Origin of the sequence: Methanosarcina mazei S-6 (genome assembly GCF_000970205.1) — an archaeon.
Taxonomy (GTDB): Archaea; Halobacteriota; Methanosarcinia; order Methanosarcinales; family Methanosarcinaceae; genus Methanosarcina; species Methanosarcina mazei.
Map to the genome: position 1 here is coordinate 674,625 of NZ_CP009512.1, position 14,124 is coordinate 688,748.

Consider the following 14,124-nt stretch of genomic DNA (forward strand, 5'->3'; position numbering starts at 1 on the left):
TCACTTCTCAGATTCTCAATGAGTTTCATAATAAGCCTATCCCAAAACCTATTTTATTCCGAATTAGTAAGATTTCAGGACTGTTTTTCATGATCAGATATTCGATTGACTATCCCAAAAGAAAATTCAAAAATCAAATTTTGAGTTTAGGGATAGGCTCTTCAACAAAAAAATAGGCTTTGAATACGGTATATAAAGAATAAACAAAAATAAAAAAGAGCCTCGGGCGGGATTTGAACCCGCGACCTCGTCCTTACCAAGGACGCGCTATACCCCTAAGCCACCAAGGCACTGTTGCTGTAAGAGCATCTCCAAAATATCATACTACAGATATAAAGGTTTCGACTGAAGCGGCTTCAAACAGGAAAATATTCCTGAACTGGCTAAAAATCCGGGGATTTTGCTTGAAAAAATTGAGAAACTGGCAGGAAAAATTGCCTGTTTCTTCTACAGTTGGCTTTTGAAAGCCTGGCTTTTTAGAGTTTCCAGCGCGCATCTATAGGGAAGCGCTCGTTGATCCACATGAGGACGTGGTTATTGTGGACGATTTTGTAGGTGCGGGAAAGTATGGGGGTCCCGTCAAAGGTGGGTTCGCCCTCAAGAATCTCTAACTCTACCATGTCCCGCCTGGTTTCAAGGTTGTGGGTGCGCAGGATCCTGCCGATAGGGATGTCTGCCCTTATGAGCTGGTCACGCATGGTCTGGGGCATACGCTCCAGAGGGGCGAGGGACTTTGCGTGCACAAAAACCGTATCTCCTGCGTAAAGCCTGACTGTCCTGTTGTTTATTTCGCTTCCTTCTTCTACCCCCAGGAGCTCAGCCAGTTCCCTGTCGGCTTTAACGATGTATTGAGACTCTGTTTTTACGGTCACCGGCTTTCGGGACATAATTTCCAGAAGAAAGGTTACGGAACCGTCAGTCCCACAGCAGACCCGGAGGCAGGTGGGAATTTCAAGGCTTTTCAGTTTTTCAAGGAAATCTCCTTCCAGAACGACACCTCCAGGTAAATGCTGCAGGATATTATTTATTATGTGAAATAAGAACGAGCGGTCAGGAGGTTATGCCTCTCCGACATCTTTTTTCGCCATTTTCAGGCGCTCTTTTGCCGTGTAGCCCGTAGACTTTAAGAGAAAGTCTCTGTAAGCTTTGTTGGTCTGAAGGATAGTTTCATCTTCCTTCACAGCCGCATCGGAAACCGTTTCCACACAGAGTTTTTTGTCTTCTATCCAGACCGTTATCTTTGACAGTGCCCCGTATGAGGCCTCGAATCTGTCCCCATTACGGGAAATTTCAACAGGGAAGCTTTCCTGCATTGCCTGGTATATTCTCTCAGGTTCAGGTTTAAAGCCGCGTTTCAACTTGTATTGCTGCATTGCTATCCTCTTATAAGATATTTTCATCTCAGATAAAGTTTGCCAGAGCCTTTTTATCCGGAATATACAGGGATAATCCGGATCATTCGGGCAGATGATCCCGGAAGAAGGGCATGTACTCTGGAGCCGGTCTTCATATTTTTATGCTTCAGGTATTCCGGCTGTTATCACTTGAATATTGCTGATTTACGGTTATTGATGTCGTTTCAGCTTGAATTAACAATCTATATTTATTTGAATACTGGTCTCAACCGTTATCAAGTTGATTGTACATATGTATTTTCCTGTTTCATAACTGTAATTTTTATTTATAACTATAATTTTTATTTCTACATCTGCTATTAACCTGTAAAGTTGCCAGACATATTTATAATCTTGAAATCAAAAATAGTCTTAAAAGCAAAGAAAATACTAAACTCAAAAATGATCTTGAAACTAAAGGCGATCTTGAAATAAAGATGATCTTGAAATAAAGATGATCTTGAAATAAAGATGATCTTGAAATAAAGATGATCTTGAAATAAAGATGATCTTGAAATAAAGATGATCTTGAAATAAAGATGATCTCGAAATAAAGATACCCGGTTCTAAATAGATTTAGTACCACATAGTCTAACCTTTTTTATATCTGTTTTCTGGATCTTTCTGGCATAACCGGATATGCAGTTCACAAGAAGCAACCATAAATATGAGTATATTTATCATAGGTTCATGCAAAAAAGAGATATGACTGGACATCATTTTTCCAGATCATAAGGAAGATTTTAAAACTCTTCAAGCTATTCGATACGCCTGATAAGTTGCTTTAATATATGTAAACAAAAATTAATTCATTTACCTGTTAAAATCAACCTGTCACTGATAAATAAAAACCAGTAATTATAATCAATAAAAATAAGAAGGTGATCCCTGGATGCACAGAACACTCAATCTTGATGATTTAATCGCCCAGAAGGCTAAAAAGGATGTTGAAAAAGACCCCGAAATGACAAATGAAAGTCTCTACGACCTGATTATTCCCCCCGGGACAGTTGTATCAATCATCTATGATATCGTGGAAGAATTTGATCTTGAACCTATAACCCGGAAGATGCCTGTTAGCATTGCAAACAGTGAAGAAAGAGAAATTCTCGTACTTCGCGGGCCTCTTGAAAAGGTTCAGGCTGCAGAAGCGTTCCTCTATGAAGAAATGAAATCCTGGATTGAAAACCAGTAAACGACTCGTCAGGATAAAAATAATAAAATAAACAGGAGCAGATGCTGGATAAGTAAAATAATAACTTTTCAGCAGAACAATATTTTTGAAGTAAATATTTCAAGCAGAAAGGTCCCGTTTATTCGGAACCTATGCCTGTAATACTGTCCTTTGAGAAGTCAAAAACGGTTACTCTGCCTGTTTTATCATACATGTCAAGCTTTAACCCCTCTTCAATTTTTCCTACTACTGCAGCTGTAAGCCCTGCCTTTTCAAACACAGCCACACACTCTCCGGCTTTTTCCGGGTCTGCAGTAAACACATAACCAGTTCCCGGGTGCACTTTCAGCCACTGCTCAAAATCCACGCCTTCAGGTCTCGGGACTTTTTCCAGATCGACAGAGGCTCCTACCCTGCTCGTCTCACAGAGCATCCCGAGAGTTCCTATCAGCCCGGGGTTGCTGATGTCCTTTCCGGCGCTTGCAAGCTTTTTCTGTGCTATTTCCTGGGTTACAAGGTAGCTTTCCCTGAGCACGGAAGGCTCTTTAAAAGATGTCGTGTCCCAGCTATAAGGGGAATTAGGGCCGATTTTTCCGTCCATATCATAGGCTGCAATTACAAGGTCGCCTGGTTTTGCAGTATCACTTCTGATCACACAGTCTTTTTTGACGATTCCTATTATGGCAACGGAAAGGGAATTGTACTTTGTATCCGGGTGGACATGCCCTCCAACAACAGGGACTCCGAATTTTCTTACTCCTTCAGCCAGGCCTTCCATCAGTTCCCTGCATGCTTTTGGGGAATTTGCAGAGGCGATATCCACCATGGCAAGTGGTTTTCCTCCCATCGCTGCAATGTCATTTACGTTCACAACAACAGCCCCGTAACCTGCCCACCAGGGGCTCGCGTCTAGAAGCCGTCCCCAGATACCATCAGCTGCAAAGAGGATAACGTCATCTCCTCCTATGTCAATTACTGCAGCATCGTCCCCGAAATCAACGATAGCGTTCCCGTATTCCGGGCGGACGGCTTCAAAGATAGAGACTATATCCTCGATCTGTTTTTTTCGGGTAACCCCTTCGAAACTCCTTATCCTTTCTGCTAGCTGTTCCAGGTTCAATCAATGGCTCCTGTTTGTTTTTTTACTTGTATTGGGCTATCTAGTAGTTAATATTAAGATCAGATTTACAGTAATTTGATCTTACTGTTATCTGATCAGATCAAATTATGGCAGGACAATAAATGTATTAATAAATGTATTGTTACAGTTCAAGAGCTATAATAAGTTCTTAAAACCAGCTGTGAGGTTTTCATAAGTTAATTATAAACTTATTGCGGGTTGATGGTCGGACATATAATCATGGAATTCGTTATGGGCTGATATCAGCAACTGCAATATTTGTATCTTTGATTTTTCCGTTTATCTCTACCCTTGAAGTAAGGAATTATGCAGCAATACGTAATTCAGTTATCCTTTATCTCTTTTTTTCTTTGTTTCCGGAATGGAAGCGACAGCTTTTTATAAATTATTATCTCCTTGTATGTCAACCTTCTATATTTTCGACTCTATAAAAATCCCCCTTGTTTAAATAAGGAGTGAAAAACATGGTAGCAAAAATCGATGCCGATGCCTGTACAGGCTGTGGAACCTGTGTAGATGAATGCCCAGCAGCTGCAATCTCCCTCAATGACGATGACATTGCAGTTGTAGACGAAGATGAATGCCTTGACTGCGGTGCATGTGTAGATGCCTGCCCGAACGGGGCAATCACTCTCGAGTAACGTTTTTAAAAATAAGTTCTGAAAAGCGGGGTTTCCAAACTCCGCCATTCAGGCCAGGGTTTTTGAGCTTTTCTTATTTCAGGTCTTTTCCTGAACCCGGGCTGAAATAATAAAATTATTAAGTTACTCAGGACTCTTCTTTCCCGTTCTTATTCAGAGTCTCTTTTGCTTTTTCAAGGTCTTCTCTTATCTGGATTTTTATAAGGTTTCTGCGCTCCTCGCTCATCTGTGACATGTCCTGATCAATGTAACCATAGGCATCGGCTCGGCATTGCCTGCAATGGCGCATCTGTCTAACATAGGGTTCGCAAGCGTCCTGGGTTGCCTGCCTTTCTTCCGGGGTCGGGGCTCTTATATGAGCAAAGGCTCCCTGGGGGATCAGGGACATAATATTCATAATATATACTTCTCTTTCTCTAACTGCTTTTGCAATTTCCACTACGTGCCCGTCATTTATTCCCGGTACAAGCACAGTATTGACCTTGATAACAATCCCTTCCCGGACAGCAGCCTCGATACCGTCAAGCTGGTTTTTTATCTGGATTCTTGCCCCTTCTACTCCTCTGTAAATCTTGCCATGGTAATTGACGTATTCACATATCTGTCCCTGGATTTCGGGGTCAACAGCGTTGATGGTTACGGTCAGGGTTGCGACTCCAAGCTTTACAAGTTCCGGGAGTTTTTCCGGGAGCATGAGTCCGTTTGTGCTCATACAAAATGTGATATTAGGGAACTCCTGCCTTACAAGCCTGAGGGCTTCGAAAGTCTCTTCGTTTGCTAACGGATCACCGGGCCCGGCAACCCCTATTACTTTGATAAACGGATAGTCTGAAAGGGCTTGTCTTACTTTTTCAAGTGCTTCGGCTGGTGTTAAGATCTCCATGGTCACTCCAGGCCTGTTTTCGTTTACGCAGGCAAAGTCCCTGACGCAGAAATTGCACTGGATATTACATTTGGGGGCTACTGCAAGGTGCATTCTTCCGAACCTGTGCCTGGCGTTTTCACTATAGCAGGGGTGTTCGGCTATGATTCTATAACGGTCACGGTCAAATGTGAAGTTTTCTTCTTCTAACAAATTTTTTCCTCCGGCAGATGGGTCCTGGAGTGAGCAATCAGATGCACTCGGGAAAGGCACAATATTTTCACCAATTATGCATATTTATGCATAATATATAATTCATACGGTTTTTGCGCCGGATGCAGTTTTCGGAAAGATGACAGGTCTAAAAAGTAAGCAGCATGTTTAAGAAAGAAATAGCAGGTCCTCAGAAAAAACAGCGATTTTGAGAAGCGAATAACAGTCCTGTAAAGGAAAGCATTTGTAAGGAAAAGATACCCTTCGCCCTGGAAAAAAGCACTGTATGCTAAAAATCCTGCATGCACAAGAAAGAAACCCATAGCCATTGAGTCTGCAGCTCGAGTAAAAAAGATGACTAAGCCGGCTCGATGAACCAGAATCCGAGCCGGTTGAATAATTCTTTTAAAAGCCGGAAGTCTTTTGGAGCAGGATAAGTCAGATTCAGGCTTTTTTGCCTTCAGCTTCTTCTTTCCCGTTCGTTTTCAGAACTTCTTTTGCTTTTTCAAAGTCTTCTTTTGTTTGGATTTTTATAAGGTTTCTGCGCTCCTCACTCATCTGTGACATGTCCTGGGCAAGGAGTCCGTAAGCATCGGATCTGCACTGTCTGCAGTGGCGCATCTGCATAACATAAGGTTCGCAGGCTTCCTGAACGGCTTTCCGCTCTTCGGCAGTTGGAGGCTCAAGATGTGCAAATGCTCCCTGGTTGATCAGAGGCATGACATTCATGATGTAGACCCCGAGCTCATTGAGCTTTCTGGCAATCTCTACCACATGCTTATCATTAATTCCCGGTATAAGCACGGTATTGACCTTGACAACGATTCCTGCATCAATAGCCGCCTTTATTCCCTCAAGCTGGTTTTTGATCTGAATCTCGGCAGCTTCGACTCCTCTGTAGACTTTTCCGTGATATACTACATGGTTCACTATTTTTGCCTGGATTTCGGGATCGATTGCGTTTACCGTAACTGTCAGAGTGGAAACCCCAACACGCAGCATGTCCGGAAGTTTTTCAGGGAGCATAAGCCCGTTTGTGCTCATGCAGAGGGTCACCTCAGGAAATTCCTTCCTTATAAGTTCAAATGTCTCAAATGTTTCATCGTTAGCCAGAGGGTCGCCAGGTCCTGCAATTGCAACAACTTTGATGAACGGATAATCTGCCAGGATCTGCCTGGTTTTTTCAAGGGCTTCCCGAGGACTCAGGACTTTACTTGTAACTCCCGGACGGCTCTCGTTTACGCAGTCAAATTCCCTTACACAAAAATTACACTGGATGTTGCACTTGGGGGCTACAGCAAGGTGGATTCTCCCAAACTTATGCTGAGCATTTTTATCGTAACAGGGGTGTTCGGAGATCTTTCTGCGGATTTCCTCTCCAAGTATGGGGCCTTTATTCGCATTGTCTACAGATTGATTTTCTTCTGGCAAATCTTTCTCCTCCGTTCGAAATGTAAAATGAATGTGAGATTCTACACTAAATAAGGATTCTACTCCAGTAGGGATTCTACACTAAATAGGGATTCTATGTTAAATAGAGATTCTACACCAAATAGGGATTTTTGAATGTCTAAATCACCTATGAGATAGCTCCCTGATATACATTGTGGAATAGTTTCAGGGTTTCATAACTATTCTGAAGTTTTATTTCATAACTATTCCAAGTTTTATTTCATAACTATTTTGAAGTTTTTTCGAAATTGTTCCAAAACAATTTCTTTATTATCCCTGAACCTTTTGAAATACGATTAAATAGTTACAAAATTTTTCCAAAATTCCCCTAAAATTGCTTTGATTTCCTTCTTAATGTAAAGGTGTATCTTCTTTAATGAATCTTTCAATTCTTCTTTTTTATTACTGTTTGAGCATTCCAGGATCGGGATCTGATCTATATATTTAAATATCCTGCTACTATTAAAATATCTCCATTTATATTAAAATCCCACATTTATACAATGGTCTGTACACAGATCATTTTTGCCCCACATTTTTCAATCAGGAGAAATTATCCATTTCGCACCATTTGCCTTCCCCTTCCCATACCCTCACCAGAAGTGGAAAGCCAAATCTCTCCAGAAGGCGGGAATGAATGTGCTGGCAGAGGTGCTCGGAGCTGGGGAAGTCAAGGATATCATTTAACAGGGTATGGTCATACTCCTGAAGAGTCTCCTTTATGCCTTTTTTCAGGTCATAGAAATCTATCACCATACCGTTTTCCCTTACCTCTCCTTCCACTACCACTTCTATTTTATATGTGTGTCCATGAACTCTTCCGCACTTCCCGTGCCCTGGAAGGTAATGTGCGCTGTCAATATAATCAATAACTCCCAATCTCATATTTGCCATTTTATTCGTCCCCCTTTTCGATTACAGGCAACCCCACATTCTGTGAGTCTGCGGAATGATTCGCGTGTCGGTTAGCTTTAGCAGGTTTTTCTGCAGTTTTAGAATACCCCTTATCGATGCCTGATTGAACCGCGGAGTCCTTACCGCACTTCCCAGAGGCGTTTCGGGCTGGAGAACTATGCAGGATACATAGGATCCTATTGCTTCTGCAGCCAGAGATACCGTATCTGTGTTTGTATCCCTGCCTATTACAATTTTGCAAAAACAGTCTCTTGAATTATTTTTTCTAAGGAGCCTGAAGCACTCAATAGTGTTTTCCATATGTGCTTCCCTGGTTTCCGGGGAGATGTCTTTGAGAGCTTCCGGGAGCTTGAAATCTCCTGCCACGTACGCAACATTTTCGCGCAGTTTTCTTGCCTGCTCAGGCAGAGTCATATTGGATTCAAGGTACAGAGGCACGGAAAGGTTCAGTTTCTCTATGAAATCCGCATGCAAAAGAGGCTCTCCTCCTGTCAGGGATACAGAATGGAGATCTTTGAAAGGCTGAAGCATGGATTCCAGCTTTTCTATGTTTACGGGGTTTGAGACCTTTTCGAAAACTCCACTGCCTTCAACCCTCTCGTAATCGCAGGTTCCAGGATTTCTGAAATTAGTATCACAGTAGTTGCAGCTGAGGTTGCAGCCTGAAAACCGGACAAAAGCCTGCCTCATGCCGACATACGGGCCTTCTCCCTGCACGGAACAGAAGACTTCTCTTAAGTTAGCGGGTTCATGGTTTGAAGATGACATTTACGCCACTCCGAGAGGTCTGGACTTCCTGAGGTCCTTTTCTATATCCCCAAATTCACTTACATAAGCTTCCCCGATACCCTGCATCAGCCGTACAATATTTTCCTCGCCCTCAATTCCGGCTTCTTTCAGGTTTCCGTATACCTCATGCGAGACGTTAATGCCGAAATGGATTTTCTGGGAAATAGCCGAGGTGCTGGCAATAGATACGGTCAGCTTCTTTCCTTTAAAAAACAGGTCGTCTCCTGCTCTTGAAGTGTTGATCCCAAGCTCTTCAAGGTATTCTCTGACTATTGCAGTAAACAGGCGCTGGCGTGAATAAATCAGTTTCATGTCGGTGGAATCGAAATGTTCTATTATGAAACTCAGCATGTCTTCAGACCAGATAGACTCGTTTGCTCTCCGGTCTTCAAGGTCAATCATATGCTCGATTTTAACGTCACACGCACCTCTAAAAACAATAACTGAATCTTCCTGCACTCCAAAGCTGCTATAAGCCCACAGGGAAGAAATCTGGCTTCCGTCGTAGTCAAGTTTTTCGGGTAAAATAATACACTTCATGGAACTCTCTCTGCAATCTCTAAAATTGTTTCTTTATTTTCTCTACCGGATCTCAGCAGTGCCGTAATATCATAATTCTCAATTTGTTCATACTCCCTGTTCGGACCCGGTACTTCAGATCCCCAACCTTTCCAGAAGCGGGTCCTTTATACCAATATTTTTGAATGCCCTTGCCCTGCGCACGCAGCTTTCACACTTTCCGCAGGGGATTTCCCCTCCGTGATAGCAGCTCCAGCTGTATTCAAGCGGAGCTTCTGCTTCAAGAGCTTTTTTAACGATTTCAGTTTTTCCCATTTCTGCCAGGGGAGCAAGCACTTTCACTCCGTTCTGTGTGGAGTAAGAAAAGGCATTGTCCACCGCCTGTATGTAATCACGGGAATTATCAGGAAAGGTTCCGGCTTCTTCTCCGTTGAAGCCCACAACTATGTAATCACATCCCCTGCTTTCGGCAAAGCTCCCTGCGATGTTTAACATAACCCCGTTCCTGTTAGGGACCCAGACAGCCTTTGCAGAATACTCGGTAATCATGGAAGGGGAGTTTTCATCAATATCCTCAAAAGACAGGGAAGGGACTTCTTCATCCCTGTTTACAAGGGATGTATGTGTTATTTCTCCAAGCCAGTCCAGCTTTATTATCCTCTGCTCTATTCCGAAGTGTTCGCAGACCTTTTCGGAATATTCCATTTCCCGCTGCCCTGCTCTCTGCCCGTAGTCAAATGTAATTGCCATCTCAATTTCAAGGCTTTCGGCAGCAATCGCAAGCGCTGCTACGGAATCAAGCCCGCTGCTCAGGAGGGTTATAGCTTTCATTCCTTTCTCACTGACTCTAATTTTATGGAAAATTTTCTTTATCTGGTACTCTCTGGAGGTTCTGTAAGTATTCCTCTGAGATTATTGGAGTAATATCTATATCTCCTATTTAAAAATAGCTCTTTCCTGAGCCTCAAAGTATGTATTAAATATTCAGGGCGTCTAGTATTAAGTGAGGTGGGATTACTTGATAGGAATTATTTCGGATTCGCATGATAACCTGGCAGCTATCCGGAAAGCTGTGGAATTCTTCAACAAAAAACAGGTAAAAGCAGTGCTGCATGCAGGGGATATCATTTCCCCTTTCACGGTAAGGGAATTTAAAGAACTAAATCCAAAACTCTATTTCGTCTTTGGGAATAACGATGGGGATAGAGTAACCCTGACAAAGAAGTTTGAAGAAATAGGTGCCGTTTCCTGTGGGGATTTCGGGGATCTTACTATTGACGGGCTGCATATCGCCCTTTTACATGGGACAGACGAAACTCTTGTCAGAGCTCTTGCAAAGTCAGGAGATTTTGACGTTGTGGTCCGGGGGCATACTCACAACGCAGGGGTCAAAATGATTGACGGGACGCCTGTACTAAATCCAGGCGAGTGTTCCGGGGTTCTGTCAGGAAAAGTTACGGTTGCAACCCTTGAGATCGCAAACCTTAACGTTGAGATTACCGAACTGGAGCTTGACTGACCTTTATCTTCACTTTTATTTCAAAAATTATTTAAACAATAGCTCCTTAATGGTTTTAATAGCAATGGAAGCCAAACAGAATGAGCAAAATGAGCCCCCGGGACAGAAAGAACCATTCCTGGAAAGCCTTCCCGAAACGAATAACTCTTCCGGAAAAAGGAGAAATACCCTTATTTTTGCGTGTTCCGGTTTATCAAATACAGGGAAACTTACCATGCAGGCAGCATCGACCCTGGCTTTCAGAAGACCTGACCTTTACAGGGCTGCAGCTGCATTGAAGGGGACAGATGCGGTTGAAGACGCGTTATCCGAAGGTTTCAGAGTGCTGGTTCTCGACGGCTGTACGGACAGGTGTGCCACAAAAAAACTTGATGAGGCGGGAATACAGGCAGAAGTCTATCTTATGGTTACCGAGATTGGAATTGAAAAAACAAGACCTTTGGATGTAAAGCCGGAGTATATAGAAAAAATTATCCGGGCTGTAAAGGAAGCCTGAATCCGGTAAATTTTCGAGCTTTCTGCGGTTCTGTTTTCCTTTAAGGGTTCTGATTTCCTTTAAGGGTTCTGATTTCCTTTAATTGTACCTTTTCCTCAATATCCCCGCCTGAGGATGCCTGTCAGCTCCTCTGCGTGAGGCATTCTTTCTTCTATTTTGGCGCAGACCGCATCAATGTCATACTTCAGATGCAGGAACTCCACCTCTCCTGTTTCAGTATCTAAAACAGCACAGCTCGCCCCTGTATCTCCGTCTCTTGGCTGTCCTGCTGAACCCGGATTTATTATTGTAAGGTTTCCTATTTTTCGGTTCATGGGAATGTGAGAGTGTCCGACAACGAGAAAATCAGCCTCCACAGGCTCTGCTGCTCCTTCTATCATTCTCAAAACCTCTTCATCGGAGGTTTCGGGTTTTATGTATTCGAACATAGAGCGCGGGCTCCCGTGGGTAAAGTAAAAACTTTTTCCGCCAATTTCTTCTTTGATCAGCAGAGGAAGTTTTTGCAGGTACTTCATCCCTGCTCTGTCAAGAATTTTCCAGGTATATTCCCGGGTTGCAATTGAGAGATGTTTGTACCTGTAACCACACTGGCAGTCAACTTTAAAGGCAACCGCATTGTCGTGATTACCCCTGATGGTAGTGATATTCTTTTTTTGCAGGAGGTCTATGCACCTGTCTGGGTCAGGTCCGTAGTCCACGATATCTCCAAGGCAGACTGCCCTATCATAGGGAACGTCAAGAACTGTCTGGAGAGCTTCATAATTTCCATGGATATCAGCGATCAGTAACAGTCTCGTTTATTTACCTCCTGGTTTTTACTTCCTCTGGATTCTAATTTTTCTTTTCATTCCGAGCTTTCAGCCGTGGAGTCTGCGCATTCCAACTCCCATTACAAGCAGATTTGTTTCCATTGGCGGATGGTTCCAGCCTTCAGGTGAGATGGTCTTTTTCTCAATGGAAATTTCAACCTGGTCTCCACTGAGCCCACATTCTTTCATATAATCTTCAACGAGCTTTTTTCCAAGTTCTGTTGCAGTATTCAATGCTTCTGTGTATACATCGAACCTCTGCCTGCTGCCGGGTGCAAAAACAAGGAAATCCTTCTCAGGAGACATCAGGCTTGCAGGCCTTATAAGGATCTCCACTCTTTTGATGCCTTTTCCTGCAAGAGCCCCTGCAGCATTTCCTACCTCGGCATGTTCGGGAACAATAATTTCGGCGTCTATAAATTCCTCCAGTTCTTTCCTGTGTGAGCGCACGGGTCCTCCGAGCAGGACAACAGGGACTCCAAGCTTGAACTTTGCCTGGTAATTCCCGTCCAGAATTTGCTCAACAGCCGTATGCGGGACTCCCTGCAGGATATATGAGAGGAGATGGAGCGACATATTCCTTGCAACCCTCTTTTTTACTGAGGTGCAGAACTCGTGTGGTGTCATGCGCATGAGCCTTGCAAGCCTTTCTGCTCCTATTCTGGAAGCTTCTTCGTTCCAGGCTGTATATTCCCCGAGCACGTGAAGAGCATCTGTTGGTGTAAAACCTATAGCCTGGATAAGCCTCTTTTTAATGAGGGAGTCCAGGGTTTGGGGGTGAAGGTCTTTTCTGATAAGGGTTTTTATGTCATTCACGGAAACAGGCTCGTCTCCTATTACGCCGAGGACTTCAGATTCAACCTTGCTAATCTCACCTGCGGTATAGCCTGACCTGACAAAAAATTTTGTAGGCTGGATATTTTCTCCCAGGTCTTCTCTGGCAGGCATGGGCGTCCTTTTGAGCGTATTCAGAAAATCCTGATACTGAGCTGCAGCTACTGCAAGAGGCATAACTCTCCGTGGTCCAAGGTGGAGCCCCCTGTCCACTGTCCAGACATGGCTGTCTCCTCCTGTAGCTGTTGTCTCCATTCTTATAGCTCTGACTCTTGTCTTCCAGCCGCCGACAATGGCTCCGTCGTCACTCAGGTCAGGGACTCCCATATAAATTGAAGAAATATCAGTGCTCGTCCCACCTACGTCAACAACTGCGCAGGTTTGCAGCCCTGAAAGGTAAGAAGCTCCCACAAGGCTTGCTGCAGGGCCTGAAAAGATTGTTTCTATTGGTCTTTGCAGGGCGTCTTTTATCCCTATAACCGAACCGTCGCATTTGAGCATAAGAAGCCTTGCATTAATCCCCCTTTCTGTCATGTCTGCAATAATGGACTTCACAAACTGCCTGGTTATGGGGATCAGCTGGGCATTGAGGAAAGCTGTTACTGACCTCTCATAGGCTCCCAGTTCCTGGGAGAGTTCGTGCCCGCAGACCGCAGGAAGTCCTGTAAGTTTCATTATGCAGTCTCTTGCTTTAAGCTCATGTTCAGGGTTGCGTGTACTGAAATAGGAAGAAATAGCAAAAGCAGATACTTTGTCCTTTACGCTCAGGGCAAATTTTTCAATGGCTTTCAGGTCAAGAGAGGATACTTCTTCTCCATTGTGGTTATGCCCCCCTCCTGCAAAAAGCACATGTCCTGTCGGGAATTCCTTTTCAAGAGGGTGGTCCCCGATAAGGATAAGAGCTACAGGAAAACCGTTCCCTTCAAGTATGGTATTGGTGGAAAGGGTGGTTGATACGGATACGAGTTTTATGTTTTTGAGATACTCCGGATTAAGCCCATCAATTACCTTTTTGATGCCGGCAAGTGGGTCGGGATAGGTGGTCAGTGCTTTATTTGAGTCTGCAATTTTCCCATCAGAATCCCTCACAAGTACTGCGTCTGTATAAGTGCCCCCGGCATCGATTCCAAGGCTATAGTGCATATTAAAAATGGCTCCTTTTTTATTGTTTTTGTTTTTGGTTGTTTTTTGTTTACTGCAATCGAGTATGGAATTGCAGTAGCTTTTTACATTAAAATTAACTTGGTTTAGGTATGCCGAACATCAGATAAAAGGAATTGCTTATCACTGTTAACATCAAATCCGGAGCCAGAATTTCAATACATGGCTTATTTTTTAAGTCCCTCAAATTAAATTCTGTAACAGT

Annotated in this window: 15 protein-coding genes and 1 tRNA gene; 4 read left to right on the top strand and 12 right to left on the bottom strand. The window is 43.4% G+C overall.

What is annotated here, in order from left to right:
• Positions 1 to 218: 218 nt before the first annotated feature.
• The 3 genes from MSMAS_RS02935 to MSMAS_RS02945 all read right to left on the bottom strand — a co-directional run bounded on the left by MSMAS_RS02935 (position 219) and on the right by MSMAS_RS02945 (position 1,373).
• Positions 219 to 290: transfer RNA gene (locus tag MSMAS_RS02935), tRNA-Thr, on the bottom strand.
• 186 nt (positions 291 to 476) lie between these two features.
• A complete protein-coding gene (locus MSMAS_RS02940; protein WP_329957000.1) occupies positions 477 to 1,031 on the bottom strand; it encodes a chorismate--pyruvate lyase family protein in 555 nt (184 codons plus the stop codon).
• A 27-nt stretch (positions 1,032 to 1,058) separates the two neighbouring features.
• Complete coding sequence (locus MSMAS_RS02945; protein WP_011032714.1) at positions 1,059 to 1,373, bottom strand: DUF5611 family protein; 315 nt, start codon at positions 1,371 to 1,373, stop codon at positions 1,059 to 1,061.
• A 913-nt stretch (positions 1,374 to 2,286) separates the two neighbouring features.
• On the opposite strand from MSMAS_RS02945, the gene MSMAS_RS02950 reads away from it, so the two are divergent.
• Positions 2,287 to 2,589, top strand: coding sequence for a hypothetical protein (locus MSMAS_RS02950; protein ID WP_011032713.1), 303 nt, complete (start codon positions 2,287 to 2,289; stop codon positions 2,587 to 2,589).
• Positions 2,590 to 2,707: 118 nt separating this feature from the next.
• Here the strand turns inward: MSMAS_RS02950 and MSMAS_RS02955 are convergent, their stop codons facing one another.
• Positions 2,708 to 3,688: a methanogenesis marker 2 protein gene (locus tag MSMAS_RS02955; protein WP_011032712.1), complete on the bottom strand. Its 981-nt coding sequence runs from the start codon at positions 3,686 to 3,688 to the stop codon at positions 2,708 to 2,710.
• Between the two features lie 485 nt (positions 3,689 to 4,173).
• On the opposite strand from MSMAS_RS02955, the gene MSMAS_RS02960 reads away from it, so the two are divergent.
• Positions 4,174 to 4,350, top strand: coding sequence for a 4Fe-4S binding protein (locus MSMAS_RS02960; RefSeq protein WP_011032711.1), 177 nt, complete (start codon positions 4,174 to 4,176; stop codon positions 4,348 to 4,350).
• 127 nt (positions 4,351 to 4,477) lie between these two features.
• Here MSMAS_RS02960 and MSMAS_RS02965 read toward each other — a convergent pair whose 3' ends face one another.
• From MSMAS_RS02965 to queC, 6 genes are all read right to left on the bottom strand, one after another.
• A complete protein-coding gene (locus tag MSMAS_RS02965) occupies positions 4,478 to 5,425 on the bottom strand; it encodes a radical SAM protein (RefSeq protein ID WP_048036300.1) in 948 nt (315 codons plus the stop codon).
• Positions 5,426 to 5,869: 444 nt separating this feature from the next.
• Complete coding sequence (gene nifB / locus MSMAS_RS02975) at positions 5,870 to 6,856, bottom strand: nitrogenase cofactor biosynthesis protein NifB (RefSeq protein ID WP_011032708.1); 987 nt, start codon at positions 6,854 to 6,856, stop codon at positions 5,870 to 5,872.
• 564 nt (positions 6,857 to 7,420) lie between these two features.
• A complete protein-coding gene (gene queD / locus MSMAS_RS02980; protein ID WP_011032707.1) occupies positions 7,421 to 7,771 on the bottom strand; it encodes a 6-carboxytetrahydropterin synthase QueD in 351 nt (116 codons plus the stop codon).
• A 21-nt stretch (positions 7,772 to 7,792) separates the two neighbouring features.
• A complete protein-coding gene (locus tag MSMAS_RS02985) occupies positions 7,793 to 8,560 on the bottom strand; it encodes a 7-carboxy-7-deazaguanine synthase QueE (RefSeq protein ID WP_048036303.1) in 768 nt (255 codons plus the stop codon).
• Positions 8,561 to 9,121 (bottom strand): DUF366 family protein, encoded by a 561-nt coding sequence (locus MSMAS_RS02990; RefSeq protein ID WP_011032705.1) that lies wholly within the window; start codon positions 9,119 to 9,121, stop codon positions 8,561 to 8,563.
• A gap of 114 nt (positions 9,122 to 9,235) precedes the next feature.
• Positions 9,236 to 9,931: a 7-cyano-7-deazaguanine synthase QueC gene (queC, locus tag MSMAS_RS02995; protein ID WP_011032704.1), complete on the bottom strand. Its 696-nt coding sequence runs from the start codon at positions 9,929 to 9,931 to the stop codon at positions 9,236 to 9,238.
• 187 nt (positions 9,932 to 10,118) lie between these two features.
• Between queC and MSMAS_RS03000 the strand changes: the two genes are divergently transcribed.
• Positions 10,119 to 10,619, top strand: coding sequence for a metallophosphoesterase (locus tag MSMAS_RS03000; protein WP_015411328.1), 501 nt, complete (start codon positions 10,119 to 10,121; stop codon positions 10,617 to 10,619).
• 49 nt (positions 10,620 to 10,668) lie between these two features.
• Positions 10,669 to 11,115: a putative zinc-binding protein gene (locus MSMAS_RS03005; RefSeq protein WP_230626468.1), complete on the top strand. Its 447-nt coding sequence runs from the start codon at positions 10,669 to 10,671 to the stop codon at positions 11,113 to 11,115.
• Between the two features lie 95 nt (positions 11,116 to 11,210).
• On the opposite strand, the gene MSMAS_RS03010 is transcribed toward MSMAS_RS03005, so the two are convergent.
• Both MSMAS_RS03010 and MSMAS_RS03015 read right to left on the bottom strand, forming a co-directional pair.
• Positions 11,211 to 11,906, bottom strand: a complete 696-nt coding sequence (locus MSMAS_RS03010; protein WP_048036304.1) for a metallophosphoesterase family protein — start codon at positions 11,904 to 11,906, stop codon at positions 11,211 to 11,213.
• Between the two features lie 66 nt (positions 11,907 to 11,972).
• On the bottom strand, positions 11,973 to 13,901 hold the full coding sequence (locus tag MSMAS_RS03015; RefSeq protein WP_048046317.1) for a hydantoinase/oxoprolinase family protein: 1,929 nt from the start codon (positions 13,899 to 13,901) through the stop codon (positions 11,973 to 11,975).
• Between the last annotated feature and the right edge of the window lie 223 nt (positions 13,902 to 14,124).